Below are 25,702 nucleotides of genomic sequence, written 5' to 3' on the forward strand. Positions count from 1 at the left end.
CACCGGACAGGGCGAGACCGACACCTCGGCGCGTCGTCGAAGGCTTCTTGATATCCCCCACCTGAGCGAGTGTAGGGGCGGATCAAGCAAGCAGGGGCCGCAATAGGCGACGTTGCTCCTCGGGGACGTACTCGGCGTAGTTGTCGTAGAGCGCCTGCTTCGCGAGCCGTGAAGCGCGCTCGCCATCGGAATCCCGGATCGCGCCGAGTACCTCTTCGTGGTGTGTCAGCCAGTTGCGCATCAGCGCCGTCCGGTCGTCGGCGTGCTCCAGCTTGTCCTCGATGAGCTCCAGTACGACACCGCGGACGACCTCGCCGCTGATCACCAGCAGCGGATTCCCAGTCGCGCGGGCGATGGCCTCGTGGAACGCGACGTCCGCGTGGGAGAACTCAGCGAAACCCTTCGAGACGCCCGCGCGCATCGCCTCCAGGGCCGCCTCCAGCTCGGCGAGATGGTCTTCAGTCCTGAGCTGCGCGGCGAGCAGATGTGCGGAACCGTCGAGGACCATGCGGAACTGCAACAGCTCGGAGAGGCCGATGTGGTCGGCGCGCGCGAGCCGGTGCATCGACCGGTGCAACGCGGCGGGGGAGGCGGCCAGGACCTCGGGCCCGCGCGGATCCCCGGGGCGCGAGCGGATCATTTCCGCCGCCTGCAGTACGCGCAGCGCCTCGCGCACGGTCGAGCGGCCGACGTCGAACTGGACCATCAGCTCGCGTTCGCTCGGCAGGCGGTCGCCCGGTTTGATCCGGCCGCTGAACACGGCTTCCTCGATCTGTTCGACGACACGCTGGTATGCGCGGACAGGGGCGACCGGCTCGAATTCCATCTTGACCCTGCCGTCTCGTCTGGTTTACTGGTCAGACCAGTCTACCGGTCAGGGGGCAGGATGAAAGCCCGGATTCACGCGACAGTGGCAGCGTTGCTGCTGGTGGTGTCCGGCTGCTCCGCCGGGTCGAGTGCCACGGTGGCCAAGGATCCCGGCACGCTCGCCATCGGCTACACCGCCGAACCCGCGAACTTCGACTTCACCCGCACGGACGGCGCCGCCATCCCGCAGGCCTTGCTCTACAACGTCTACGAGGGCCTGGTGAAACTCGACGCGGACGCGAAGATCGTGCCGCTGCTCGCCGAATCGTGGACGATCTCGGAAGATCGCAGGACCTACGACTTCAAGCTCCGGAAGGACGTGAAGTTCAGCGACGGGGCGCCGTTCACCGCCGAAGACGTCAAGTTCTCGTTGATGCGCGTGAAAACCGACTGGACGGTGTCGATCAAGTCCACAATGGACGTCGTCGACCGGGTGGACGTCGTGGCGCCGGACCACGCGCGGGTCGTGCTCACGAAGCCCAGCAACGGCTGGCTGTTCAGCCTCACCAGCCGTCTCGGCGCGATGTTCAGCCGCACCGGCGTCGCGGATCTGGCGAACAAACCGATCGGCACCGGGCCGTACACGGTGTCCTCGCGCCGGCGCGGCGATTCCATCGTGCTCAAGCAGAATCCCGCGTACTGGGGCAGGAAACCGGCCTACTCGACGGTGGTCCTCAAGTACATCAAGGATCCGACGGCGCTCAACAACGCCTTGCTCAGCAACGGGATCGACGTCATCTCCGCGATCACCGTGCCGGATTCGATCCCGCAGTTCCAGAGCGACGACCGGTTCACCGTCGTCGAAGGCACCACCAACAGCGAGGTCACGCTCGCGTTCAACAACGCGCGCCCACCGCTGAACGACGTCCGCGTGCGACGGGCGCTGTCGTACGCCATCGACCGGAAGGCCTTGCTGGACACGGCTTGGGGCGGCCGCGGCACGCTCATCGGCAGCATGGTTCCGCCGACGGATCCCTGGTACGAGGACCTTTCGAACGCGTACCCGTTCGATCCCGCGAAGGCGAAAGCGCTGCTCGCCGAAGCGGGTCAGCCCAATCCTTCGTTGCGCCTGCGGATCCCGAACCTGCCGTACGCCGTCTCGGCCGCGCAGGTGGTGGCGTCGCAGCTGGCCGACGTCGGGGTCTCGGTGACGATCGAGCCGCTGGACTTCCCGGCGGTGTGGCTCAAGCAGGTCTTCACCGACCGCGACTACGACCTGTCGATCATCCAGCATGTGGAGGCGCGCGACATCGTCACGTTCGGCAGGCCGAAGTACTACTGGGGTTACGACAGCAAGCCCGTCCAGCAGAACCTGGCGAAGGCGGACGCGGGCACACCCCAGGAGCAGGTCGACGCGATGCGCCAGGTCGCCCGGCGGCTGTCCGAAGACGCCGCCGCGGACTGGCTCTTCCTGTTCCCCAACGTGATCGTGGCGAAGAACAAGGTGACCGGGTTCGTCCGCAACCAGGTCAGCGAGTCCTTCGATCTCACGGGATTGGCGCCGCGATGACGGTCAAGATCGTGCGCCGCGTGGCGATCCTGGTGGCCAGTGTGCTGGTCGCGTCCATCGTGGTGTTCCTGTTCATGGCCGTGCTGCCGGGTGATCCGGCGCAGGTCGCGCTGGGCGTCAACGCGACGCCGGAGCTGGTCGCGAAGACGCGCGCCGAGTTCGGTATCGACAGGCCGTTGCTGACGCAGTACTTCGACTGGATCGGCGGTGTCCTGCAAGGCGACTTCGGCCGCTCGTACGTCACGCGCGAGGAGATCGGGCCCGCCCTGACCGACCGCCTCGGCGTCACGTTGTGGCTGGTCGGCGCCGGGATGCTGGTGGCGTTGCTGATCGCGATCCCGGCCGGGACGTTCGCCGCGGTGCGGCATCGGAACGCCGACGGTACCGCGGTTTCCGGGCTGTCACAGATCGGCGTCGCGATCCCCGCGTTCCTCGCCGGCATCATCCTGGTGCAGATCTTCGCGGTGCAGTTGCGCTGGCTGCCCTCCGGCGGCTGGACACCGCCCGTGCAGGATCCGGGCGAATTCCTCCGCGGTCTCGTTCTGCCTGCCTTGTCGCTGGGGCTCGTGCAGGGCGCGGTGCTCACGCGTTACGTCCGGTCCGCGGTGCTCGACACGCTGGGCCAGGACTATCTGCGCACGGCGCGGTCCAAGGGGCTGCGGCCGTTCCAAGCGCTGTTCCGCCACGGTCTGCGCAACGCCGCCGTGCCGGTGGTGACGGTGCTCGGCCTGCAACTGTCGACCCTGCTGATCGGCGCGGTCGTCGTCGAGCGCGTGTTCGTCCTGCCGGGGCTGGGCAGCATGCTGCTCGACTCGGTGGCGTCGCGGGATCTGTTGTCCGTGCAGGGGATCGTGCTGGTCCTGGTGGTCGGCGTGCTGCTGGTGAACTTCGTGGTCGACGTCCTCTACACGGTGCTCGACCCGAGATTGCGGGGTTCCTGATGCGTAGCCGCAGTCTTGCCATCGGCGGCGTCCTGGTCGCGTTGATCGTCGTCGCCGCGCTGCTTTCGTTCGTGTGGACGCCGTTCGACCCGGTGAAGGTCGACGCGGCCAACCGGCTGCACGACTTCAGCGGCGCGAACCTGTTGGGCACGGACAGCTTCGGCCGTGACGTGCTCAGCCAGCTCATGGTCGGCGCGCGGACGACGCTGTACGTCGGTGTGGTCGCGGTCGGCATCGCCGCGGTGATCGGGACCCCGCTGGGCATCCTCGCCGGGATGTCGTCGCGGTGGCTCGGCGAGTTCGTCATGCGGGTCAACGATCTCGTGCTCGCGTTCCCGGCGTTGCTGCTGGCGATCATGTTCGGCGCGGTGTTCGGGGCGGACACGCTGACCGCCATGGTGGCGATCGGCATCGCCACCATCCCGTCGTTCGCGCGGATCGCGCGGTCGGGGACGCTGCAGGTGATGAGCAGCGAGTTCGTGCTGGCCGCGCGGTCGGCCGGCCGGTCGCGGCTGAACATCGCGGCGCGGCACGTCCTGCCGAACATCTCCGGGCTGCTGATCGTGCAGGCGTCGGTGTCGTTCGCGATCGCCGTACTCGCGGAAGCGGCGCTGTCGTTCCTCGGGTTCGGCACCCGGCCGCCGACGCCGTCGTGGGGCCGGATGCTCCAGGAATCGCAGATGTTCCTGACCCTGCACCCGCGGCTCGCGCTCGTGCCCGGCGTCGCGATCGCCATCGCCGTGCTCGGCTTCAACCTGCTCGGTGACGGCCTCCGCGATCGACTCGACCCCCGATTGGCGGCGCGGCTATGACACTCGAAGTCCAAGGGCTCGGCATCTCCGGGCTGGTCCGCGACGTCTCGTTCGGCATCGCGCGGGGTGAGCGCGTCGGGCTGATCGGCGAGTCGGGCTCCGGGAAGTCGTTGACGGCGTTGTCGATCATGGGGCTGCTGCCCGAAGAGCTCGCCGCGTCCGGATCGGTGAAGCTCGACGGCCGCGAACTGCTGGGCGCGCCGGAGAAGGAAATGTCGCGGCTGCGCGGCAATGAGATGTCGATGGTGTTCCAGGAGCCGATGACCGCGCTGAACCCGGCGATGCGGGTCGGCGCGCAGGTGGCCGAGCCGATGCGGATCCACCGAAACGGCCGGAAGGATCCCGAGGCTTTGCTGGCTTCCGTCGGGCTGCCCGGCGTCGCCCGCGCGTATCCGCATCAACTCTCCGGCGGGCAGCGGCAACGCGTCGTCCTCGCGATCGCGCTGGCCAACGACCCGAAGCTGCTGATCTGCGACGAGCCGACGACGGCACTGGACGTCACCGTGCAGGCGCAGATCCTGGAACTGATCCTCGACGGCGTCCGGCAGCGGGAAAGCGCGCTGCTGTTCATCACGCACGATCTCGCCGTCGTGGCGTCGGTCTGCGAGCGGGTGCTGGTGATGCTGGACGGCGAGATCGTCGAAGCGGGCACCACCCGCGAGGTGCTCACCGAGCCGAAGCACGAGTACACGAAGAAGCTCCTGGCCGCTTCGGACCTGGAGGCGAGCCGATGATGATCTCCGTACGGGACCTGGAGCGCCGCTACACGCGTCGCGATGTGCACGCCTTGCGCGGTGTCTCTTTCGACGTCGAAGCAGGTCAACGCTTTGGGATCGTGGGCGAGTCGGGTTCGGGAAAGTCCACTTTGGTCAGATTGCTGGCCGCGCTGGACAAGCCGACGGCGGGCAGCGTCTCGTTCCAAGGAAAGCGAATCGACACCCTGCCCGAACGCAAACTCGGCTTCCTGCGGTCGGAGTTGCAGATCGTCTTCCAGGATCCGATGGGTTCGCTCGATCCGCGGATGCGGGTGCGCGACATCATCTCCGAACCGTTGGGCCGCCGGGATCCCTCGCGGGTTTCGGAGCTGCTGAAGGCCGTCGGCCTGCCTTCGGATGCCGCGGGACGGTATCCACACCAGTTCTCCGGCGGGCAACGGCAGCGCATCTCGATCGCCAGGGCGCTCGCGCCGAATCCGAGCGTCCTCATCGCGGACGAACCGGTGAGCGCGCTCGACGTCTCGGTGCGGAAGCAGATCCTCGACCTGCTCGCGTCGCTGGTCGAGCTGTATTCGCTGACGCTGATCTTCGTCTCGCACGACCTCGGCGTGGTGCGGCACGTCTGCGACCGGGTCGCGGTGATGCGGCGCGGCGAGATCGTCGAGATCGGCGACGTCGGCCAGGTCTACGACGCGCCGGAACACGAGTACACCAGGGAACTGCTGGCGGCCGCGCCGAATCTGCGGGCCGAACTGGCGAGGCTGCGGGGAGGGGACGATGGCTGAGTATCCCGAGGGACTGCCGATCGGTGACGGCTGGGTGTCCACTGTGGACTACTCGACGGTGAGCTTCCCGTACGACGGGAGCGAGACCGGCCGGGCGCCGGTCGGGACGCCGGAGCTGGCCGCGCGCGCGATCGACGAGGCCGTCGCGGTGTTCAAGCAGGTCGCGGCGCTGCCGTCGCGTACCCGGCGTTCGCTCCTGAACGCCGTCGCCGCCGCTCTGGAAGCCCGGCGTTCCGAGTTCGAGCAGCTGCTGGTGCTGGAGACCGGAAAGCCGCTGGTCGACTGTCGCGTCGAGGTCGCGCGCACGATCGTCACCTGGCAGGCCGCCGCGGAGGAGGTCTCGCGGCTGCACGGCGAGACCGTGCCGCTCGATCTCCTGCCCTCCGGCGACGGCCTGGTCGGATTCTGGAAACGCAAGCCGATCGGGGTGGTGGTCGGCATCGCCGGGTTCAACTATCCGCTGCTGCTGGCGTCGCACAAGATCGCGCCCGCCATCGCCGCGGGTTGCCCGGTGGTGGTGAAACCCGCGCCGCAGACGCCGCTGGCGACGTTGTGGCTAGTGCATCTCGTGCGCTCGCTGACCGACCTGCCCGCGATGGTCCAGCTGGTCACCGGTGACGCGGCGGTCGGCTCGGCGCTGGTCACGGACCGGCGGGTCGGCGCGGTGTCGTTCACCGGATCCGCGCTGGTCGGGCACCGGATCGCCCGCGACGCCGCGCCCACGAAGACGTTGCTGGAGCTCGGATCCAACGCAGCTCTCGTGGTCGCGGAGGACGCCGATCTCGACGCGGCCGCGGACGCCGTGCTGCGCGGCGGGTTCTACGCGTCCGGGCAGGCCTGCATTTCGGTGCAGCGCGTGCTGGTCGTGGACGCGGTCGCCGAGGAATTCACCGAACGGGTACTCGCGCGGCTCGGCGAGGTCGTCACCGGTGACCCGCGAGACGAGAAGACGCGAGTCTCGGCGCTGATCGACCCGGGGTCCACTCAGCGCGTCCAGGAGTGGGTCGACAAAGCGACTTCGGCTGGAGCGCGGCTGGCCGGGGGTGGTGTCGACGGAACGGTGATCCGGCCGACCGTGCTGCTCGACGTGCCCGACGGCCTCGAATGCTGGGACGAGGAGATCTTCGGTCCCGTGGTCTGCATCCGCACCGTGTCCTCTGTGGACGAAGCTTTCGACGCGGTCAACGCGTCGCGCTATGGCCTGCACGCCTCGGTGTTCAGCACTTCGCTGAAGACGGCGTTCCGCGCGCTCGACGAGCTCGAAGTCGGCGGCGTGGTGGTCAACGAGGTGCCCGGTTTCCGGTCCGACACCATGCCGTACGGCGGCGTGAAGGATTCCGGGATCGGGCGGGAAGGGCCGCGGTTCGCGGTCGAGGAACTGACTGTGACCAGGATGGCGGTGCTGCGCCCGTGACGTACGAAAACCTGTTCCGGCTCGAAGGAAAGCGAGCCGTCGTCCTCGGCGGTGGCAGCGGGATCGGCCGCGAGTCCGCGAAGGCGCTGGCCGCGCACGGCGCCGAAGTGATCGTCGCGGACCGCGATGTCGCCGCTGCCAAGGAAACCGGCGTGGGCGAGGCGTACGAGATCGACCTGCTCTCCGACGGTGCGGCCGCGCGGGCGGCCACGGAACTCGGCGAGACCGACATCGTGGTGCTGACCGCCGCGACCAACGTGCGCAAACGGCTGCTGGAGTACACGCGCGAGGAATTCGACCGAGTGATCGCGCTGAACCTCGGCGCGACCTTCGAGGTCGTGCGCGCGTTCGGCGCCGGGATGGTCGAACGCGGGCGGGGGAGCATCATCGGGTTCTCGTCGATCCGCGGCACCACCGTCGAGCCCGGCCAAGGGCCGTACGCGGCGACGAAAGCCGGGCTGGTGCAGCTGTTCCGCACGGCCGCGGCGGAGTTCGGCCCGGCCGGGGTGCGGGTGAACGCGATCGCGCCCGGTGTCGTCGAGACTCCGCTGACAGCGCAGATCAAAGCGAATCCGGCCTGGTACGACGCCTATGCGACCAAGGGTGCGCTCGGCCGGTGGGCGCGTCCGGACGAACTCGCGGGCGCCGTCGTCTACCTGGCGTCGGACGCGTCGTCGTTCGTCACCGGCTCCGTACTGGCGGTGGACGGCGGCTGGACCGCGGTCGACGGCCGCTTCGAACCGCCCGCGACGTAAGGAGTGTTGCCGTGCCGGAGTTGCCTGATCTGACCGCCGTCGAACTGGTCGCGCAGTACCGTGCCGGGACGCTGTCACCGGTCGAGGTCACCGAAGCCGTCCTCACACGTATCGAAGCGCGCGAACCCGAGCTGCACGCGCTCTACGCGTACGACCCGAGCGGCGCGCGCGAAGACGCGAAGGCGTCCGAAAGCCGTTGGCACGCGGGCGAACCGCTCGGTCCGATCGACGGCGTTCCGTTGACGCTCAAGGAGAACATCGCGACCCGCGGCACCCCGGTCCCGCTCGGCACTGCCGCCACCGCGCTGACGCCCGCGCCCGAAGACGCCCCGGCGGGCGCTCGCGTGCGCGAATCCGGCGGGGTACTGCTGGGCAAGACGACCATGCCGGATTACGGGATGCTGACGTCCGGGCTGTCGAGTTTCCACACCGCGTCACGGAATCCTTGGGACACCACGCGCACCCCAGGCGGCTCCAGCGCCGGTGCCGGTTCGGCGGCCGCCGCCGGTTACGGTCCGCTGCACGTCGGCACCGACATCGGCGGCTCGATCCGGCTGCCCGCCGGCTGGTGCGGCCTGGTCGGGCTGAAGCCGAGTTTCGGCCGGGTGCCGGTGGATCCGCCGTTCCTCGGCCGCGTCGCCGGGCCGATGACGCGGACCGTGGCCGACACCGCGTTGCTGATGAGCGTGCTGTCCGGTGTGGACGGACGCGACCACCTCTCGCTGCCGCCGTCGTCTCTCGACTGGTCTTCGCTTTCGGCCGAGGTCAAGGGCCTGCAGATCGGGCTTCATCTCGATCCGGGCGTCGGGCTCCCGGTGCTGCCCGAGACGATCGCCGCCGTCACCGAAGCCGCGCGTGTCTTCGAGGCCGCGGGCGCCGTCGTCGAGCCGGTTTCGCCGTTCCTGCGCCGCGAAATGCTCGACGGGCTCGACACCTTCTGGCGCGTCCGCGCCTGGTCGGACATGTCGGCGCTGCCCGAAGACCGCCGCGCGAAGGTGCTGCCGTACATCGCCGACTGGGCCGCCGGCGGCGCCGACGTCAGTGGTGTCGACGCCTACCGCGGTTTCGCGCAGATCGACGCCATCGCCGTCGCGACCCTGCGCGCGACCGAACGCTTCGACGTCGTCCTGTCCCCGACCTGCCCGGTCTCGGCCCCGCCCGCCGAATGGCCCTCGCCGACCAACGACCCGCGCCGCCCGTTCGAGCACATCGCGTTCACCGTGCCGTACAACATGTCCGGCCAGCCCGCGGTCTCCATCAACTGCGGCTACACCAGCGACGACCAGCCCATCGGCCTCCAGATCAGCGGTCGCCGCTTCGCCGACCTCGACGTCCTTCGCGCCGCTGCCGCCTACGAATCCCTTCGCCCCACTCCGCGCCCCTGGCCCTGACCCGCATTTCGTCCTCTGGATGCGGTCCTTGCGCGTGCGACTACCGCATCCAGAGGACGAAATGCGTCAGGAGCGCGTTGCTTTGCCGACCGGCAACAGAAAGATCAAAGCCCCGGTGACATGACCGACAGGTCAGGGGCCATCCGGGGCTATTCGTCGGTCAGCTTAGCAGAGGAGCCATGAGGGTGACCAGCGCTCGCGCGGGGGATTGGATCGAGACCTGGTTGTCGAAGCCGAGGTTCACGATCTACTTGCAAGCGGCGAACCAGGATCGAGAGCTGGCCATGAGGTTGTACGAGTGGAACGCGGCGGTATCCGCGGCGTTCCACCACGATCTGTGCCACCTGGAAGTGGCTCTGCGCAACGCGTATGACCGGGCTCTGGGCCACGCTGCCACAGGAGGGACGCATTGGGTCTTCCAAGCGACGACGATCTTCCCCTCGCGATGGCACAAATCCGCGAACGGCACGCGTTACGACGTCAACGAGACGAGCAGGAGGCTGGTGGCCGAAGCCATCAGGAACGCGACCCCGAAGGTCAAGCACCCCGCGTCACCGTCGCCGGGCAAGGTGATCGCCGAGCTGAGCTTCGGCTTCTGGCGATACCTGTCCGCGCGACGTCATCACGACCCGCTGTGGGTTCCATACCTGCACCTGGCCTTTCAAGCCGGTACCGATCGCCGCGACGTCGACAAACATGCCGAGCGCCTGCACAGGCTCAGGAACCGCGTCGCTCATCACGAGCCATTGCTCACTCTCGACGTACAAGGCCACTGGAAAGATGTCCGGGATCTCGCCGCGCTCATCTCTCCTCAAGTCGCCGCTTACATCGCGGCCAACAGCTCATGCGCGCGGCTGTTGGCCGCCCGTCCCTGCTAGCCGCCGATCGCTTCGGCCAGCGCCAGGATCCGCCGCGCGTTGTCCACGTGCAGGTTCTCGATCATCCGCCCGTCCACGGTCACGACGCCCTGCCCGGCCGCCTGCGCCTCCTCGAACGCCGCGATGATCTTGCGCGAGCGCGTGATCTCCTCCTCGGTCGGCGCGAAGATCCGGTTGCACGGCTCCAGTTGCGCCGGGTGGATCAGGGTCTTGCCGTCGAAGCCGAACTGACGCCCCTGAACGCATTCCGCCTCGAAGCCTTCGAGGTCCTTCACGTCGTTGTAGACGCCGTCGAGGATCGCCTTGCCGGTCGCCCGCGCGGCCAGCAGCGCGAGCGAAAGCCCGCCCAGCAGCGGCGCGCGGCCGGGGACGAACTCGGCGTGCAGTTCCTTCGCCAGGTCGTTCGTGCCCATGACCAGCACGGTCAGCCGTTCGGACGCCGACGCGATCTCCTCGGCGTGCAGCATCGCGACCGGCGTTTCCACCATCGCCCAGATCTTCGTGTGGTCCGGTGCGCCGCCGAGCTCCAGCGCGCGCTCGATGTTGTGCACCTCGGCGGCCGAGTTCACCTTCGGCACCACGATCGCGTCCGGGCCCGCCTGCGCGGCGGCACGGAGGTCGGCGTCGTGCCATTCGGTGTCGAGGCCGTTGACGCGAATCGTCACTTCGCGCTTGCCGTACTCCTTCGACGACGCGGCCGCGCAAACGCGTTCACGTGCGGCTTCCTTCGCGTCGGGAGCGACGGCGTCTTCGAGGTCGAGGATCAGCCCGTCCGCGTCCAGCGTCTTGGCCTTTTCGAGCGCTCTTTCGTTCGCGCCGGGCATGTAGAGGACGGAACGTCGCGGGTTCATCAGGAAGCCTCCTTCGTGGCGGCGTCGTACGCGGCGGCGAGTTCAGGATCGTCGGCGGCGAGGGCGTCCGCGAGTTCGGCGACCACCCGGCACTGCTTCACCGAGGCGTCGTCCTGCATCTTCCCGTCGATCATCACCGCGCCGGTGCCGTCACCCATCTCGGCGATCACGCGCCGTGCCCAGGCGACGTCCTCCGGCGAGGGCGAGAACACCTTCTTGGCGATGTCGATCTGCACCGGGTGCAGGCTCCAGGCGCCAACGCAGCCGAGCAGGAACGCGTTGCGGAACTGGTCCTCGCAGGCCACGACGTCGCGGATATCGCCGAACGGCCCGTAGTACGGCAGGATCCCGTTCGCCGCGCAGGCGTCCACCATCCGCGCGACGGTGTAGTGCCACAGATCCTGCTGGTACGTCGTGCGTCCCTCGTTCAGGTCTTCGCCGGTCGGGTCGGTGCGCACCAGGTAACCGGGGTGCCCGCCACCCACCCGGGTGGTCTTCATACGGCGGCTGGCGGCGAGGTCGGCCGGGCCGAGCGAGATGCCCTGCATCCGGGGGCTCGCGCCCGCGATCTCCTCGACGTTCGCGACGCCGCTGGCGGTCTCCAGGATCGCGTGCACCAGCAGCGGTTTCGTCAGCCCGGCCCGCGCTTCGAGCTGCGCGAGCAGCCTGTCGACGTAGTGGATGTCCTGCGCGCCTTCGACCTTCGGCACCATGATCACGTCGAGTTTGTCGCCGATCTCGGTGACCAGCGTGATCAGGTCGTCGAGCACCCACGGCGAGTCGAGGCTGTTGACGCGGGTCCACAGCTGCGTCTTGCCGAAGTCGGTCGACTTCGCGATGGAGACGAGCCCGTTCCGCGCGGCCTCCTTGCGGTCGGCGCGCACGGCGTCTTCGAGGTTCCCGAGCAGGACGTCGACCTTCTTGGCGATGTCCGGGACCTTGGCGGCCATCTTCTCGTTGCTGGGATCGAAGAAGTGGATCATCCGCGAAGGAGGCACGGGGATCTGGCGGAGCGGTTCCGGCGCCCCCACCGCGAGCGGGGCGAAGAAATCCTTCGGCGAACGCATCGTTCCTCCATCGCAACGGGCTAAGTGACCGACGAGTAACCCTAAACCCGGAAGGCGGGGAACCGCTGCGGCGCAGCTCACCTCCAAGGGGACACGATCGGGAATCGCGGAGGATTCTGTGGACGACTGGGCCTTGCCGGGTTTCACCGAGATGGGGTCACTGGGCGAAGGTGGGTTCGGCCGGGTCGTGCTGGCCCGGCACGACGAATCCGCGCAGGTCGTGGCCATCAAATACCTGTACGCGCGGTTCGCGGCAGACCCGCGACGCCTGGCCGAATTCCGCCATGAGGCGCAGATCCTGAGCCGCGTTTCGGGGCCCCACATCGCCCGGCTGCACCAGTTCGTGGAGACCCCGCAAGGGGCCGCGATCATCATGGAAGCCGTTCACGGAATCTCCCTGAAAGAGATCCTCGGCCGACAGGAGAAGCTCGAACCCGAAGCCGCGCTGGCCATCCTCAAGGGCTCGCTGCTCGGACTCGCCGGCGCGCACGCCGCGGGCACCGTCCACCGCGACTACAAACCGGCGAACGTCCTGGTCACCCGCGAGGGGCAGAGCAAACTCGTCGACTTCGGCATCGCCGTGCTCGCCGGGCAGACCGGGGTCGCCGCGGGCACGCCCGCGTACATGGCGCCCGAGCAGTGGGCCGGCGGCGTCGCCACGCCCGCGACCGACGTCTACGCCGCGACCTGCGTGTTCTTCCAGTGCGTCGCCGGGCACCGGCCGTACGAGGCCGAGCAGGTCGAAGTGCTCCGCACCCTGCACGAATACGCCCCGATCCCGTTCGGCGAGGTGCCCGAACCCGTCCGCGACCTCATCGCGCGCGGCATGGCGAAGGACGTCGCCCAGCGGCCCTCGGGCGCGGCCGAATTCGTCACGGAACTGGAGGCGTCCGCCAGGAAGGCGTACGGCGAGGACTGGGAGCGCAACGGCTGGCACTGGCTCGCGAAGGGCGCCGGGGTCCTGGTCGCCCTTTCCCCGCTGGCCCTGCTCGGCGCCGGCACGGCCGCGGCACCGGTCGTCGCGGGCGGGGTGGCGGCGACAGCGGGCGGCGGGATCGCGGTCGGCCTCAAGGTGACCGCCGCGATCGCCGCCGTCACCGCGGCCGCCGTCGGCACGGTCGTCGTGGTCAACGCCGACAGCGACGAAGCGCCGCCTCAGACGACGACCGTCGCCGCGATGAAGGTCGACCTCCTCACCCGAACCGAGAAATTCGACGGCTTCGACTACAACGGCAAGTACGTCCGCATCAGCGGTTTGAAGGACAAGGCGGCCGAAGAGCGGGTCAACAAGGCGCTGATGGCGCCGATCGACGGCTGGCTCGCGGGCTTCTGGCCCGACGGCTACCCGCCCCAGCGGGAACCCGACGGCGACATCCCGCATATGAAGTCCGAAGCCGAGATCCTGCGCCAGGACGACAAGCTGCTCACGGTCGTCTACAAACGCTCGATCGACTCCGTCCAGTTCGGCAACCACGGCGGCTTCAGCATCCGGCCGATCGTCATCGATCTGACGAAGGGCGAACAGATCCCCAACGCGCGCCTCTTCGACAACGTCGACGGCTCCGCCGACCGGATGCGCATGCTCGAAGACATGCTCTTCGACGCCGCCAAGCCGGGTGACTGCCTCGCCGACGCCCCGAGCGAACCGGCGCACCTGCCGGTCGGCGCGATGTCGGATCCGTGGTCCGTCACCGGCGACACCGTGCTGCAGGCGGCGCCGACCACGAACGGGATGACGTTCTACGTCTACGGATCCGTGCTCGGCTACCCGCGCGTCTGCGACCCCACGCAGGTCACCGTCGAATACCGTCACCTCCTCCACCTCATGAGCCCGGCGGTCATGAACCTGCTCGGCGGCACGCAGGGACAAGGCACCAAAGTGCACGACGTCGGCGCCTTCACCCTCACGACGCCGGAAAAGTGGTCGCTGCTCTCCGGCGCTCCCATCGAGCGCTACCTGGTGACCGCCGACCAGTGCACCCAGCCGTTCCGCTGCGCGGGCGTCGTCTTCAGCGACAACTCACGGACCGACCCGGCCACGCCGCCGTATGAACCTGGCAAGCCCTACAACCGCTCGACCGGCCCGCGTCCCTGCCACTCCATCGGCGCACCCGGTGAGACCCAGGGGGCGCCTACCCTCCAGATGAAGGAACTTCGCCCGGTCGGAACGAAGCGGGCCGCCTACGAAGAGTGGCGGCTCACGTGTTCTGGCGGCGGTACGGTCACCCAGCGGGTCTGGTTCCTGCCGAAAACGCAGCTCGTGATCGTCGACGAATGGAACACTCCAGGCCTCGACAAGATTCTGGAAGAGGCGCAGTGGAACTGAGCGACGAGTGGAGACTCCCCGGCTTCACCGAGCTGGAGCAGCTGGGCACCGGCACCTTCGGCCGCGTGGTGCTCGCCCGCCAAGACAACACCGGCCACGTCGTCGCGATCAAGTACCTCTTCTCCCGCTTCGCCGCGGACCCCGCGCATCTCGCCGCGTTCCGGCAGGAAGCGCTGGCGCTGCACCGGGTGTCGAGCCCGCACGTCGTGAAGCTGCACGAATTCTTCGAGACGCCGCAGGGCGCGGCGATCGTCATGGAGGCGATCAACGGAGTCTCCCTGCGTTCGGTGCTCCAGGCCGAAGGCGCTCTCGAACCCGAAGCCGCTCTCGCGGTGCTGAAGGGTTCGCTGCTCGGGCTGGCCGCGGCGCATTCCGCGGCCGTCGTCCACCGGGACTACAAACCGGCCAACGTCCTCGTCGCCGACACCGGCGAGAGCAAGCTGGTCGACTTCGGCACCGCCGTCCTGGCGGGGGAACGCGGCCCGTCCGTCGGCACACCGGCGTACATGGCGCCCGAGCAGTGGTCGGGCGGGCAGGCCACGCCCGCGACCGACGTCTACGCCGCGACCTGCGTGTTCTTCCAATGCGTCGCCGGGCACCGGCCCTATCAGGCCGACGACACCGAAGTGCTCCGCACGCTGCACGAACACGCGCCCATCCCGTTCGGTGAAGTCCCCCAGCCGGTGCACGAGATCGTCGCGCTGGGGATGGCGAAGGACCCGACGAAACGACCGGTCGACGCGCTCGTGTTCGTCAGCGAACTGGAACGCGTCGCCCGTGCGGGTTACGGCGACGAATGGGAACGCAAAGGCTGGTCACGGCTCGCGAAGGCGGCGGGCGTGCTCGTCGCGGCGACGCCGTTGGTCCTGCTCAGCGCCGGTACGGCGGCCGCGCCCGGGGTCGCCGCCGCCGGGACGGGCGCGGCGGCCGCGTCGACCGGCGGGATCGCGGCCGGCCTGAAGGTCGCCATCGGTGTCGTCGCGGCGACGGCCGCCGTGGTCGGCTCGGTGGTCGTCTTCTCCGACGCGAGCACGCCGCCGCCGTCACCGCCGACCACGCAGCAGGCCGTCGCGCTCAAGGTCGCCATGAAGACCCGGTCCGGGACGGTGCCCGGGACGACCCTCCCCTACAGCGGGGACCACCCCGAGGTGACCGGGTCGCCCGACCAAGCCTGGCTGAAGCGCGTCAACGACGCCCTGGCGGCGCCGATCGACGAGTGGAACCGCAAGACCGGCCCGGGCGCCGCCAAGCTGGAGCCGGAACGCGGCCCGTACAAGCTCCTCACGAAGGCCGAAGTGCGCTCGCAGAACGAGCGGTACCTCTCGGTGCGCTACACGCACGACCTCGAGAACAAACCGCATTCGACCTGGGGAAACGGTCGTGCCGCGGTGACCATCGACCTGAAGGAGGGCAAGGCGCTCACGCCCGCCGAGCTGTTCGCCCCCGGAAAGTTCACCGACGACGGACTGCGGACCCTCGCCGAACTGCTCTGGCCGGACAAACAGCAGTGCGGTGCGCTCAGCAGCACCTTCCCGTACCAGCCCCTCAAGACGGCCGACCTCACCGAGGAGCCGAAGGTGTGGCTCGCGTTCGCCCCGTCGGCCGTCGAGGTCACCGTCGACCTCAACCTTCTCGGCTTCGCCACCGCCTGCGGAGTCCAGGACTACACGCTGCCGTACGACAAGGTGACCGGTCTGCTGAACCCGGAGCTCGTCGAGGGCGTGACCGGCGGAAAGCCACTGAAGGGGACTTCGTCCGCCCCGTCGGCGCCAAGCGGTAGCGATGTGTCGGCGGGCGCGCTCACCCTGCATCTGCCGCAGGACTGGTCCGTGGTGTCGCAGGGGCTGGAGAAGGTACTCGTCGCCCCCGGCTGCCCGGATCCCAAGAAGTACTTCAACTGCAAGTACGTCCTCCTCACGGACAACACCCAGGAATCCGCCGAGCAGCCGCCGTACCGGCCAGGCGAGTTCTACCGGCGCAGCGCGGGCGGCCGGGCCTGCAACGCCGCCGGGCGAAAGGACCTCCGCCAAGAGGGTGACGCCGTCCGCACGGTTTCCACCACCGCACCGGTCGGCGGGGCTTCGGCGACCTACGAGGAGTGGACGATCCAGTGTGTTCCTCGTGGACAGACGGGCGGAAGCGGCGAGACACAGGTGACCCAGCGGATCTGGTTCGTTGCGGACAGGCAAATCGTGGTGATGGACGAGTGGCGGACGCCGGGCGTCGAAGAACTCCTCCGCACCGCGACGATCTCGTGACCTGACCTGCGAAGGTCCACAGTGGAATGAGTATTCGTTGGGCCGAATGGCCTAACGTTCCGCTTCGTCGTCCGTGACCGTTCGGAGACGCCGGGTGACACCACTTACCTCCGCCTCACTCGGTTGGCGGCACGTAGGACTGAAGTCCGATGACCGCCTACCGACCGGTCACCGATGACAAGGCGCCGCCGATCGCAGCCACTCCCGTTGTCCGGCGCCGTCGCCTCCCCGCCCTGTTAGACAGTTCATGTGCCGCTTCCACCGAGGTGGCACGGGATGAAGAGCCCTAGGGAAACCAGGTTCGAAGGAGGCGGAACGTGGCGGCTACACCGAACATGGAGAGCTCGACGGTCGCCGGTGGCGCGAAGCGCAGCCGGTCACTGCCGAGCCGGGTGGTGCCGCCGATCGAACTGCCCGCGAGCGTCGGGGAGCTTTCGCGCAAGGCGGCGGCCCTGCTCGGCTGGAACGGCATCGTGTTGCCGGAGACCACCGTGCTCGGCCGCAAGATCTGCGTGGTCGCCCGGCTCCGTACCGACGTGCACGCCGAGCGCATCGCGATGGGCATGGGTCCCGTCGTCGATCGCGCCACCGTCGACACCTGGACATGGCCAGAGCTGGCCGCGACCGCACCCGCGCCGGCCGCCGAGATCATCGGCGTCCTCGCGGTCGCCCGGCACTGGCGCACCGCGATGGCCTCCGCGGTTCCGTTCGCACGTTACGGCGAGGCCGCGATGGTTCTCCCATCGCCTGCCGTACTGACGGAAGACTACGTCGGCAACTGCCTGCCGCGTGCCCGCGCCTACGGGCTCGGCATCGTCACCGCCGACCCCAACGCCGTCGCCGACCTCGACCTCGAAGGCCACGGCGACCGCATGATCCTCGACGAGGACCCGGTCTCGCGCCTGGTCAACGAGATCGTCTACGACCAGCTGCTGCGCGAAACCGAGCTCCCTGCCGAAGTGGACTGAACGCGCTACCGTCGGGTCCATGCGAGTAGTCATTGCGGGTGGACACGGACAGATCGCGCTGAAACTGGAGAAGCTCCTCTCCGCACGCGGTGATCAGGCGGTCGGGATCGTGCGCAACCCCGATCACGTCGCCGATCTCGAAGCGGCCGGTGCCGAAGCCGTCGTGCTCGACCTGGAACAGTCCGATGTGGACGCCGTCGCCAAGGTGCTCGACGGTGCCGACGCCGCCGTCTTCGCGGCGGGCGCCGGGCCAGGCAGCGGCACCGCTCGCAAGGACACTGTGGACAGAGCCGCCGCGGAACTCTTCGCGGCGGCCTCCGAGCGCGCGGGTGTGCGGCGGCACATCCAGGTCGGCTCCATGGGCGCGGACAAATGGGAGACCGCGGACGTCCCGGACGATTTCCGGATCTATCTCAAGGCCAAGAAGGCGGCCGAAGACGATCTGCGCGCCCGCGATCTCGACTGGACGATCCTCCGGCCGGGGCAGCTCACCAACGACGAGGGCACCGGGAAGATCCGGATCGCCGAATCCACCGGCCGCGGGCCCATTCCCCGGCAGGACGTCGCCGCGATCCTCGTCGCGCTGCTCGACACCCCGTCGACGGCGGGCCGCGTCCTCGAAGCGATCTCGGGTGATACTGCTATCTCTCAGGCCTTTTCCGCTCTGTGAAACCGTAGTGTGTGGACGTAATCCGTCTTTTGAATGAACGGAGTAGGTCCTTGCGCGAGGACATCGCGGTCTTCAGCGGCAGCGCACATCCCGAGCTGGCCGAAGAGATCTGCGCCAATCTCGGTGTTCCCCTGCATCCCGTGAAGGTGCAGCGGTTCGCCAACGACTGCCTCGAAGTCCAGCTCGAAGCCAACTGCCGCGAGCGGGACGTCTTCCTGATCCAGCCGCTGGTGCGGCCGGTGCAGGAACACCTCGTCGAGCTGCTGCTGATGCTGGACGCCGCGCGGGGCGCGTCGGCCAAGCGGATCACCGTCGTCATGCCGCACTACTCGTACGCCCGCTCGGACAAGAAGGACGCGCCGCGGATCTCGATCGGCGGCCGTCTCGTCGCCGACCTGATGGCGACCGCCGGCGCCGACCGGGTGCTCGCGATGACGCTGCATTCGCCGCAGGTGCACGGCTTCTTCAGCGTGCCCGTCGATCACCTGCACGCGTTGCAGGAGCTGGCGAAGCACTTCCGTCAGTACGACCTCTCCGCGACCACCGTCGTTTCGCCGGACCTCGGCAACGCCAAGGAGGCCGCGCATTTCGCCCGGCTGCTCGGCGTTCAGGTCGCCGCCGGCGCGAAGCAGCGCTTCGCCGACGACAGGGTCGAGATCAGCTCGGTGATCGGTGAGGTCACCGGCCGCGACGTGATCGTCCTCGACGACGAGATCGCGAAGGGCAGCACGGTGATCGAGCTGCTCACCAAGCTGCGCGAGCTGAAACCGCGGTCGATCCGCGTCGCCTGCACGCACGGCCTCTTCTCCAGCGGCGCGCTCGAACGGATCGGCAGCCAGCCCGACGTGCTGGAGGTCGTCTGCACGAACACGGTGCCGATCCCGCCGGAGGAGCAGAGCCCGAAGCTGCGGGTCCTGTCGATCGCGCCCGCGCTGGCGGAGGCGATGCGCCGGATCCACAACGGCGAGTCGGTCAGCGCGCTGTTCGAAACGGCTTAAGCGGTGCCGAGGACCCGGTCGAGGTAGGTGTTGGTGAAGACCCCGGCCGGGTCCACCTCCTTGCGGACCCGCAGGAAATCGTCGAAGCGCGGGTACCGCGAGCGCAACGTCGCGGCGTCGAGGTCGTGCATCTTTCCCCAGTGCGGGCGACCGCCGACCTCGCCGGCGATCGACGCGAAGCCGGCGAAGTACTCGCGGTAGGGCATGCCGACGAACTGGTGGATCGCGATGTAGGCGGAGTCGCGGCCGTTCGCGGTCGAAAACCAGATGTCGTCCGCGGCGGCGACGCGCACCTCGACCGGGAACGCGACCGGGTTCTCCAGCTTCGGGACGAACGCGCGGAGTTCGGCGAAGACGTCGTGCAGCGCTTCGCGGGGGATCGCGAATTCCGACTCGACGAACCGCACGCCGCGATGGGTCACGAAGACGCGATGCGACGTGTCGCTGTACTCGCGGGCGGAGAGGATGTTCGAGGCGAACCGGCCGAGCGGCTGGACGAGCTTCGGCACCGCGCGGCCGAGACGGCACAGCCCGCCGAACGCGACGTTCTCGGTGATCTCGTAGTCGACGAATTCCTTCAGCCTGGTCAGCGGACGGCGTTCACTGCCCGCCGGTAGCCGGTTGTTGCGCTTGACCAGGGCGTTCTTGCCGTAGGGGAACCAGTAGAACTCGAAGTGGTCGTTCTCGTCGGCGAACCGGTCGAAGCCTTCGAGGACCTGTTCGAGTGGTTCCGGCCGCTCCTGGGCGGAGAGCAGGAACGAAGGTTCACACTGCAGGGTGACCGTGCTGATGACGCCGAGCGCGCCGAGCCCGACCCTCGCCGCCGCGAAGAGATCAGGGCGTTCGTCCGCCGAACAGGTGACCACGGTGCCGTCGGCGAGCACGAGTTCGAGCGCGGCGATCTGGGTGGCGAGCCCGCCGAGCCGCGCGCCGGTGCCGTGGGTGCCGGTGGAGATCGCGCCCGCGACGGTCTGCGCGTCGATGTCGCCGAGGTTGGTCATGGCAAGGCCCAGCGCGTCGAGTTCGGCGTTGAGCTGCTTGAGCGTGGTGCCCGAACGGACCGTGACCAGGCCTTTCGCGACTTCGGCCGACGCGATGCCGGTCCAGCCGGTCAGGTCCATGGCGTCCGAGTTCGCGGCGGCGATCGCCGTGAAGGAGTGGCCGCTGCCCAGCGGGCGCAGGCGCCTTCCGTCCGCGGCGGACCGGCTGATCGCCTCGGCGATCGCGGCCGTGTCCCGCGGCCGATGCACGCGCAGGGGCGATGCCGTCGCGGTGCCGGCCCAGTTGCTCCACCGTGTCATGCGCCCACCTATTCCGAGAGGCTGTGAGTGCCGAAACAGTAAGTGAATAGTATTCGCGTTTCAAGCCCTTCTGTCGTACCTTAGTTCGGGTGACCAGTGCGACGGTGTACGACTTGGCGACGAAGGACCTGGATCCTCCGTTCGCGGTTGTCGACTTGGATGCGTTCGACGCGAACGGCGCCGACCTGCTGCGGCGGGCGAACGGCAAGCCGATCCGCGTGGTCAGCAAGTCCGTCCGCTGCCGGTATCTGCTCGAACGGGTGCTCGCGCGGCCCGGTTTCGAAGGCCTCATGTGCTACTCGCTCGCCGAAGCCGTCTGGCATGTCGAGCAGGGGACTTCCGAGGACATCGTGGTGGCGTACCCGACCGCCGACCACGGCGCGCTGCGCCGGCTGGCGGCGAACGACCGGGCGCGGGCGGCGATCTCGATCATGGTCGACTCGCCCGAGCACCTCGACCTGGTCGACGCCGCCCTGGGGCAGGGGCATCCGGAAATCCGCGTCTGCCTGGAGCTGGACGCCTCGTGGCGGCCGCTGCCCGGGGTGCACGTCGGCACCCGGCGCTCTCCGGTGTTCAGCCCGCGCCAGGCCGCGGACCTGGCGCGGACCATCTTGTCCCGCAAGGGTTTCCGGCTCGTCGGGATGATGGCGTACGAAGGCCAGATCGCCGGGCTCGGCGACGCGGCGGGCGGCGGCGTGAAGAACTCGCTCATCGGCTGGATGCAGCGGAAGTCCATTGTGGAAATCGCGAAACGCCGCGCGGCCGCGGTCCGCGCGGTGCGGGCCCTGGCGGATCTGGAGTTCGTGAACGGGGGCGGCAGCGGCAGTGTCGAATCGACCGGCGCCGAAGCGGCGGTCACCGAGATCGCGGCAGGCTCGGGCCTGATCGGGCCGACCCTCTTCGACGGCTACGCGCACTTCTCGCCGCGCCCGGCCGCGATGTTCGCGCTGCCCGTCGTCCGGCGCCCGGCGCCGAAGGTCGCGACGCTCTTCTCCGGCGGCTACATCGCTTCGGGCCCCGCCGAGTCTTCGCGACTCCCGACGCCCTACCTGCCCGAAGGGCTCTCGCTGCTCGGATTCGAAGGCGCCGGCGAAGTCCAAACCCCCGTCTCCGGCGAAGCCGCCCGGCACCTGCGTCTGGGCGACCGCGTCTGGCTGCGCCACGCGAAGGCGGGCGAACTCGCCGAACGCTTCACGCACTACCACGTCGTCGTCGGCGACCGCGTCGACCGAACCGTCCCCACCTACCGAGGCGAATCCCAAAACTTCGGCTGACCCGCGCGAGCCGGACCCAGCACAGATCCCTGACACCTCCTCGACTGTCCATAAGGGACTCCTTCCGAGGCGGCGGTGCCCGATTTGAGGCATCGCGAGAGTCCGGGTGGGGGTCGTGAGTGGCAATGAGGGTTAGAACCCTCATTGCCACTCACGACTTGTCGGGGAGCCGGAGGGGGAGGTTGTCCACAACTGTGGGTGGGTGTGGACAGCTTGTGTGGATAACTGGGTAAGGCCAGGTCAGAGGGCCTGTGGGCGTGGTTCCTGGGGGATGTGTGACTGGTGGGACGGGGGACCAAGGCCTCGGTGGACACGAATGGAGCAAAGGGGATCCACCGCTGACGCGAAGGCCCCCTCCGGGACGTTGAGCGTCTCAAAGGGGCCTTCGTGACATCCGGCCGGCACCGCTCCTGTCCACAGTGGACTGACATGGCCGAGCGATCGCGATTCGCCACCCGAGCGCGAGCGCGATGCGCGCGCCACCGCAAGTACATGAAGGCCCCTTCACGGCGCTAGTCGCAATGAAGGGGGCCTTCATGTACTTGAGCGGACCCCACGGGCGAGCGAAAAAACCCTCAGGCCTCGCCGAACTTGCTTGCCAGATACCCCTTCACCACGGACTTCGCCTCCGCCACGATCCGCTCGTCCCCTCGCGGGTCCCGCCGGAAGGCCAGCTTCAGCAGCGCGTCCGCGGTCTCGTTCGCGATCGTCAGCGCGAACCGGATGTCGTCCGGCGGCGACTGGATCCGCGCGGCGAGCACGTCGGTGAGCGCGTCGACGATGACGGCGTTGTTGTCGCGCGTCTCGTCGAGGAGCTGCCGGTCCACGACGTCACCGAAGTGGACCTTCGAGAAGCCGGGTACCTCGCGGTGCATCGCGAGATAGATGTCGAGAATCGAGTCCACGACGTCCCACCAGTGTTCGGGCGCGAGTTCGTTCAGCGTCTCCGACACCGAGGCGACGAACCGTTCGAGGTTCCGCTGCGTCAGCGCCTGCACCACGGCCCGCTTGTCGGGGAAGAACTGGTACAGCGAACCGACGGCCACGCCGGCGCGCTTCGCGATCAGCGTGGTCGTCAACGCGTCGTAACCGAGTTCGTCGATCAGCTGGGCGCTGGCGTCGAGCATCTGCTCCACCCGCTTGGCGCTGCGCTGCTGAACGGGCTGCCGCCGGAGCGGAGTCGTCTCCGCTTGCGGTTTCGCGGCCTGGATGTCGGACACTCGGGCTCCTCCTTCGCTGATCTGCGACTTTATCGTGCCGACAGGGTTCCCCCCGGTCGAGTGAAGGCATAGTATCTGAGAACTTTTCATGTTCGGCCGAGTCTGAAGAGGAAAGGTGCATAGCCGGTGGAGAATCCGACCTTCCCGTCCGAATTCCTGTGGGGTGTTTCGACCTCCGCCTTCCAGATCGAGGGGGCGACCGGGGAAGGCGGCCGAGGACAGTCCATTTGGGACACTTTCACCGAAACGGAGGGAAAGATCGCGCGGGCTGAGCACGCCAAGGTAGCGGCCGATCACTTCCACCGCTACTCCGAGGACATCGCGCTGATGGCCGAACTCGGCGTCGGCGCCTACCGGATGTCCTTCGCCTGGCCCAGGATCCAGCCCGACGGCGAAGGCAAGCCCAACGCCGAAGGCCTTGCCTTCTATGACGAATTGCTCGACGAAGTCTGCGCCGCCGGAATCGCGCCGACCGGGACGCTGTTCCACTGGGACCTCCCGCAGGCGCTCGAAGACAAGGGCGGCTGGCTTTCCCGTGATACCGCCGAGCGCTTCGCGGAGTACGCCGCCATCCTGGGCGAACGGTTCTCCGATCGGGTGAAAATGTGGATCCCGCTCAACGAGCCCATGGTCATGTCGATCTTCGGCTACGCGATCGGCGAATACGCGCCCGGCAAGACGCTCCTGCTCGACGCCTTGCCCACCGCGCATTACCAGAATCTCGCGCACGGTCTCGCCGTTCAGGCCCTCCGCGCCGCCGGTGCCCGCAGCGTCGGCACGGCCAACAACCATTCCCCGATCTGGCCCGCCTCCGATTCGCCGGAGGACAAGGCCGCGGGCGAATGGATCGACGCCCTCATCAATCGCACCTACGCGGATCCGGTGCTACTCGGCCGATATCCCGAACAAGTCGTCGAGCATCTGCCCGCGGGCTTCGCCGACGATCTGCCCACCATCGCGCAGCCACTCAACTTCTACGGGGTGAACTACTACGAGCCGCAGGGCGTCGCCGCGCCCGGCGAAGGCAATCCGCTTCCCTTCGAGCTACGCGCGATCGAGGGATATCCCATGACCACCAACGATTCGCCGATCGTCCCGCACGGGTTGCGCGAGCTGCTCGTCGGTTTCCACGAGCGCTATCGCGAGCACCTTCCGCCGGTCTACATCACCGAAAACGGGTGCAGTTTCGACGACGTCGTAGACGAAGACGGGCACGTCCACGACCAGGAGCGCATCGACTTCCTCGACAGCCACCTCGTCGCGGTGCGCGAGGCGATGGACGCCGGCGTCGACATCCGCGGGTACTTCGTCTGGTCGCTGATGGACAACTTCGAATGGTCGAAGGGCTACCAGCCGCGCTTCGGCCTGGTGCACATCGACTACGAGACGCTGAAGCGCACGCCGAAGGATTCCTTCGGCTGGTACCGGGACCGGATCCGCCATGAGTGAGGTCCGGGAGCTGCCCGAGGCGCTCGCCGAACCGGTCGCCAGGGTCCGCCCGGGCTGGATGAGCCTGCTGTTCTTCGCGAACATCGCGCTCTGGCTCGGGGTCTACGCGCCCATCCAGGTCCTCCTGCCGAAACAGGCCGAACTACTGGACGCCGCCAACAAGGAGGCCGTGTTCAGCCTGGTCACCGGGATCGGCGCGGTCGTCGCCCTCATCGCCAACCCGACCGTCGGCCTGCTGTCGGACCGCACCTGCTCGGCCCGCGGCCGCCGTCATCCGTGGACGGCGGCCGGGGCGGCGGTCGCCGCGGTGGGGCTGCTCGTCCTCGCGTTCGCGCCGAACGTCGCGATCATGGTGCTCGGCTGGTGCCTGGTCCAGGCGGGGCTGAACGGGATGCTCGCGATGCTGGTCTCGGCCATCGCGGATCGCGTGCCCGTGCCCCAGCGCGCGCAAGTCGGCGGGCTGGTCGGTATCGCCCAGATGCTCGGGACGGTGCTCGGTGCGGTGGTGGTCGTGGTGTTGCTCGACCTCGCCGGTCTCCCGCTGGGATACGCGGCGTGCGCGGTCATCGTGCTGGCGGGTGCGGCGGCGTTCGTCCTGCGTACGCCGGACGCGCGGCTGCCGGTCGCGTACCGGCCGTCCGCCCGGGCCCGGGACGTGCTCGCGAATCTGTGGATCTCCCCGCGCAGGCATCCGGACTTCGCCTGGGCGTGGGGCTGTCACTTCATGATCGGGCTCGGCAACGCCTTCGGGACGCTCTATCTGCTGTTCTTCCTGAAGGACGCGGTGCACCACGAAGATCCGGACACCGGCCTGCTGATCATGATGGGGCTGTACGGCGCCGCGCTCGTCGTCGGCGCGCTCGTCGCCGGGCATTTCTCCGACAAATCGGGACGCCGCAAGCCGTACGTCCTCGCGGCGGCCGCGGTGATGGCGATCGCGGCGTCGCTGCTCGTCGTCTGGCAGAACTGGACGGCCGCGCTCGCGGCGTCGCCGTTGCTGGGTGTCGGTTTCGGCGCGTACATGGCCGTCGCGCTGGCGATGCTCACCCAGGTGCTGCCCGCCGCGCAGGACCGGGCGAAGGACCTCGGGGTCATCAACATCGCGAACTCGCTGCCGCAGGTGGTGGCGCCGATGCTGACCGCGCCGATTTTGGCCTACCTTGGCGGATATCCGAGCCTCTTCGCGGCTTCGGCGCTGTCCACCGTCATCGCCGCGGTGCTGGTCACGCGGGTGAAGGGTGTCCGCTAGAA

General features: G+C 68.5%; 22 protein-coding genes. 17 read left to right on the plus strand and 5 right to left on the minus strand.

Annotation, left to right across the window (positions count from 1 at the left end):
- Positions 1-82: 82 nt before the first annotated feature.
- Complete coding sequence (locus NQK81_RS25940; protein ID WP_257483581.1) at positions 83-826, minus strand: FadR/GntR family transcriptional regulator; 744 nt, start codon at positions 824-826, stop codon at positions 83-85.
- 60 nt (positions 827-886) lie between these two features.
- On the opposite strand from NQK81_RS25940, the gene NQK81_RS25945 reads away from it, so the two are divergent.
- From NQK81_RS25945 to NQK81_RS25985, 9 genes are all read left to right on the plus strand, one after another.
- Positions 887-2,377 carry an ABC transporter substrate-binding protein gene (locus NQK81_RS25945; protein ID WP_257483582.1) on the plus strand — a complete coding sequence of 497 codons (1,491 nt, stop codon included), beginning with the start codon at positions 887-889 and terminating at the stop codon, positions 2,375-2,377.
- Positions 2,374-3,318: an ABC transporter permease gene (locus NQK81_RS25950; RefSeq protein WP_257483583.1), complete on the plus strand. Its 945-nt coding sequence runs from the start codon at positions 2,374-2,376 to the stop codon at positions 3,316-3,318. Before NQK81_RS25945 ends, NQK81_RS25950 begins: the two co-directional genes overlap by 4 nt.
- Complete coding sequence (locus NQK81_RS25955) at positions 3,318-4,130, plus strand: ABC transporter permease (RefSeq protein WP_257483584.1); 813 nt, start codon at positions 3,318-3,320, stop codon at positions 4,128-4,130. The genes NQK81_RS25950 and NQK81_RS25955 overlap by 1 nt, the downstream gene beginning before the upstream one ends.
- Positions 4,127-4,864, plus strand: coding sequence for an ABC transporter ATP-binding protein (locus tag NQK81_RS25960; RefSeq protein WP_257483585.1), 738 nt, complete (start codon positions 4,127-4,129; stop codon positions 4,862-4,864). Before NQK81_RS25955 ends, NQK81_RS25960 begins: the two co-directional genes overlap by 4 nt.
- The gene (locus tag NQK81_RS25965) at positions 4,861-5,631 is read left to right on the plus strand and encodes an ABC transporter ATP-binding protein (RefSeq protein WP_257483586.1); all 771 of its coding nucleotides are present in this window, start codon (positions 4,861-4,863) and stop codon (positions 5,629-5,631) included. The genes NQK81_RS25960 and NQK81_RS25965 overlap by 4 nt, the downstream gene beginning before the upstream one ends.
- A complete protein-coding gene (locus NQK81_RS25970) occupies positions 5,624-7,045 on the plus strand; it encodes an aldehyde dehydrogenase family protein (protein WP_257483587.1) in 1,422 nt (473 codons plus the stop codon). The genes NQK81_RS25965 and NQK81_RS25970 overlap by 8 nt, the downstream gene beginning before the upstream one ends.
- Positions 7,042-7,800 (plus strand): SDR family NAD(P)-dependent oxidoreductase, encoded by a 759-nt coding sequence (locus tag NQK81_RS25975; RefSeq protein ID WP_257483588.1) that lies wholly within the window; start codon positions 7,042-7,044, stop codon positions 7,798-7,800. Before NQK81_RS25970 ends, NQK81_RS25975 begins: the two co-directional genes overlap by 4 nt.
- 11 nt (positions 7,801-7,811) lie before the next feature.
- On the plus strand, positions 7,812-9,191 hold the full coding sequence (locus tag NQK81_RS25980) for an amidase (protein WP_257483589.1): 1,380 nt from the start codon (positions 7,812-7,814) through the stop codon (positions 9,189-9,191).
- Between the two features lie 185 nt (positions 9,192-9,376).
- Positions 9,377-10,069 (plus strand): Abi family protein, encoded by a 693-nt coding sequence (locus NQK81_RS25985; RefSeq protein ID WP_126734814.1) that lies wholly within the window; start codon positions 9,377-9,379, stop codon positions 10,067-10,069.
- On the opposite strand, the gene NQK81_RS25990 is transcribed toward NQK81_RS25985, so the two are convergent.
- Together NQK81_RS25990 and NQK81_RS25995 are read right to left on the minus strand one after the other, a co-directional pair.
- Positions 10,066-10,920: an HpcH/HpaI aldolase/citrate lyase family protein gene (locus NQK81_RS25990; protein WP_257483590.1), complete on the minus strand. Its 855-nt coding sequence runs from the start codon at positions 10,918-10,920 to the stop codon at positions 10,066-10,068. The two genes, NQK81_RS25985 and NQK81_RS25990, sit on opposite strands and share 4 nt — an antisense overlap.
- The gene (locus tag NQK81_RS25995; protein WP_016330523.1) at positions 10,920-11,987 is read right to left on the minus strand and encodes an HpcH/HpaI aldolase/citrate lyase family protein; all 1,068 of its coding nucleotides are present in this window, start codon (positions 11,985-11,987) and stop codon (positions 10,920-10,922) included. The genes NQK81_RS25990 and NQK81_RS25995 overlap by 1 nt, the downstream gene beginning before the upstream one ends.
- Before the next feature lie 118 nt (positions 11,988-12,105).
- On the opposite strand from NQK81_RS25995, the gene NQK81_RS26000 reads away from it, so the two are divergent.
- The 5 genes from NQK81_RS26000 (at position 12,106) to NQK81_RS26020 (ending at position 19,207) form a co-directional block, all read left to right on the plus strand.
- Positions 12,106-14,313: a serine/threonine-protein kinase gene (locus NQK81_RS26000; RefSeq protein WP_257483591.1), complete on the plus strand. Its 2,208-nt coding sequence runs from the start codon at positions 12,106-12,108 to the stop codon at positions 14,311-14,313.
- Positions 14,304-16,571 (plus strand): serine/threonine-protein kinase, encoded by a 2,268-nt coding sequence (locus tag NQK81_RS26005; RefSeq protein WP_257483592.1) that lies wholly within the window; start codon positions 14,304-14,306, stop codon positions 16,569-16,571. The genes NQK81_RS26000 and NQK81_RS26005 overlap by 10 nt, the downstream gene beginning before the upstream one ends.
- A 317-nt stretch (positions 16,572-16,888) precedes the next feature.
- Entirely contained in the window at positions 16,889-17,539 is a 651-nt protein-coding gene (locus NQK81_RS26010; RefSeq protein WP_125679243.1) for a hypothetical protein, read from the plus strand.
- A gap of 19 nt (positions 17,540-17,558) precedes the next feature.
- On the plus strand, positions 17,559-18,209 hold the full coding sequence (locus NQK81_RS26015) for an NAD(P)H-binding protein (protein ID WP_257483593.1): 651 nt from the start codon (positions 17,559-17,561) through the stop codon (positions 18,207-18,209).
- Positions 18,210-18,259: 50 nt separating this feature from the next.
- On the plus strand, positions 18,260-19,207 hold the full coding sequence (locus NQK81_RS26020) for a ribose-phosphate diphosphokinase (RefSeq protein WP_126734819.1): 948 nt from the start codon (positions 18,260-18,262) through the stop codon (positions 19,205-19,207).
- Here the strand turns inward: NQK81_RS26020 and NQK81_RS26025 are convergent.
- Entirely contained in the window at positions 19,204-20,508 is a 1,305-nt protein-coding gene (locus NQK81_RS26025) for a D-arabinono-1,4-lactone oxidase (RefSeq protein WP_257483594.1), read from the minus strand. The genes NQK81_RS26020 and NQK81_RS26025 overlap by 4 nt on opposite strands.
- A gap of 89 nt (positions 20,509-20,597) precedes the next feature.
- Between NQK81_RS26025 and NQK81_RS26030 the strand changes: the two genes are divergently transcribed.
- Complete coding sequence (locus NQK81_RS26030) at positions 20,598-21,782, plus strand: amino acid deaminase/aldolase (RefSeq protein WP_257483595.1); 1,185 nt, start codon at positions 20,598-20,600, stop codon at positions 21,780-21,782.
- A gap of 575 nt (positions 21,783-22,357) precedes the next feature.
- Here the strand turns inward: NQK81_RS26030 and NQK81_RS26035 are convergent.
- Positions 22,358-23,002, minus strand: a complete 645-nt coding sequence (locus tag NQK81_RS26035) for a TetR/AcrR family transcriptional regulator (protein ID WP_063276750.1) — start codon at positions 23,000-23,002, stop codon at positions 22,358-22,360.
- 126 nt (positions 23,003-23,128) lie between these two features.
- On the opposite strand from NQK81_RS26035, the gene NQK81_RS26040 reads away from it, so the two are divergent.
- Both NQK81_RS26040 and NQK81_RS26045 read left to right on the plus strand, forming a co-directional pair.
- Complete coding sequence (locus tag NQK81_RS26040) at positions 23,129-24,451, plus strand: GH1 family beta-glucosidase (protein WP_257483596.1); 1,323 nt, start codon at positions 23,129-23,131, stop codon at positions 24,449-24,451.
- Positions 24,444-25,700 carry an MFS transporter gene (locus NQK81_RS26045; RefSeq protein ID WP_257483597.1) on the plus strand — a complete coding sequence of 419 codons (1,257 nt, stop codon included), beginning with the start codon at positions 24,444-24,446 and terminating at the stop codon, positions 25,698-25,700. The genes NQK81_RS26040 and NQK81_RS26045 overlap by 8 nt, the downstream gene beginning before the upstream one ends.
- Positions 25,701-25,702: the final 2 nt, after the last annotated feature.

The sequence above is a fragment of the Amycolatopsis roodepoortensis genome, assembly GCF_024628825.1.
Lineage (GTDB): Bacteria > Actinomycetota > Actinomycetes > Mycobacteriales > Pseudonocardiaceae > Amycolatopsis > Amycolatopsis roodepoortensis.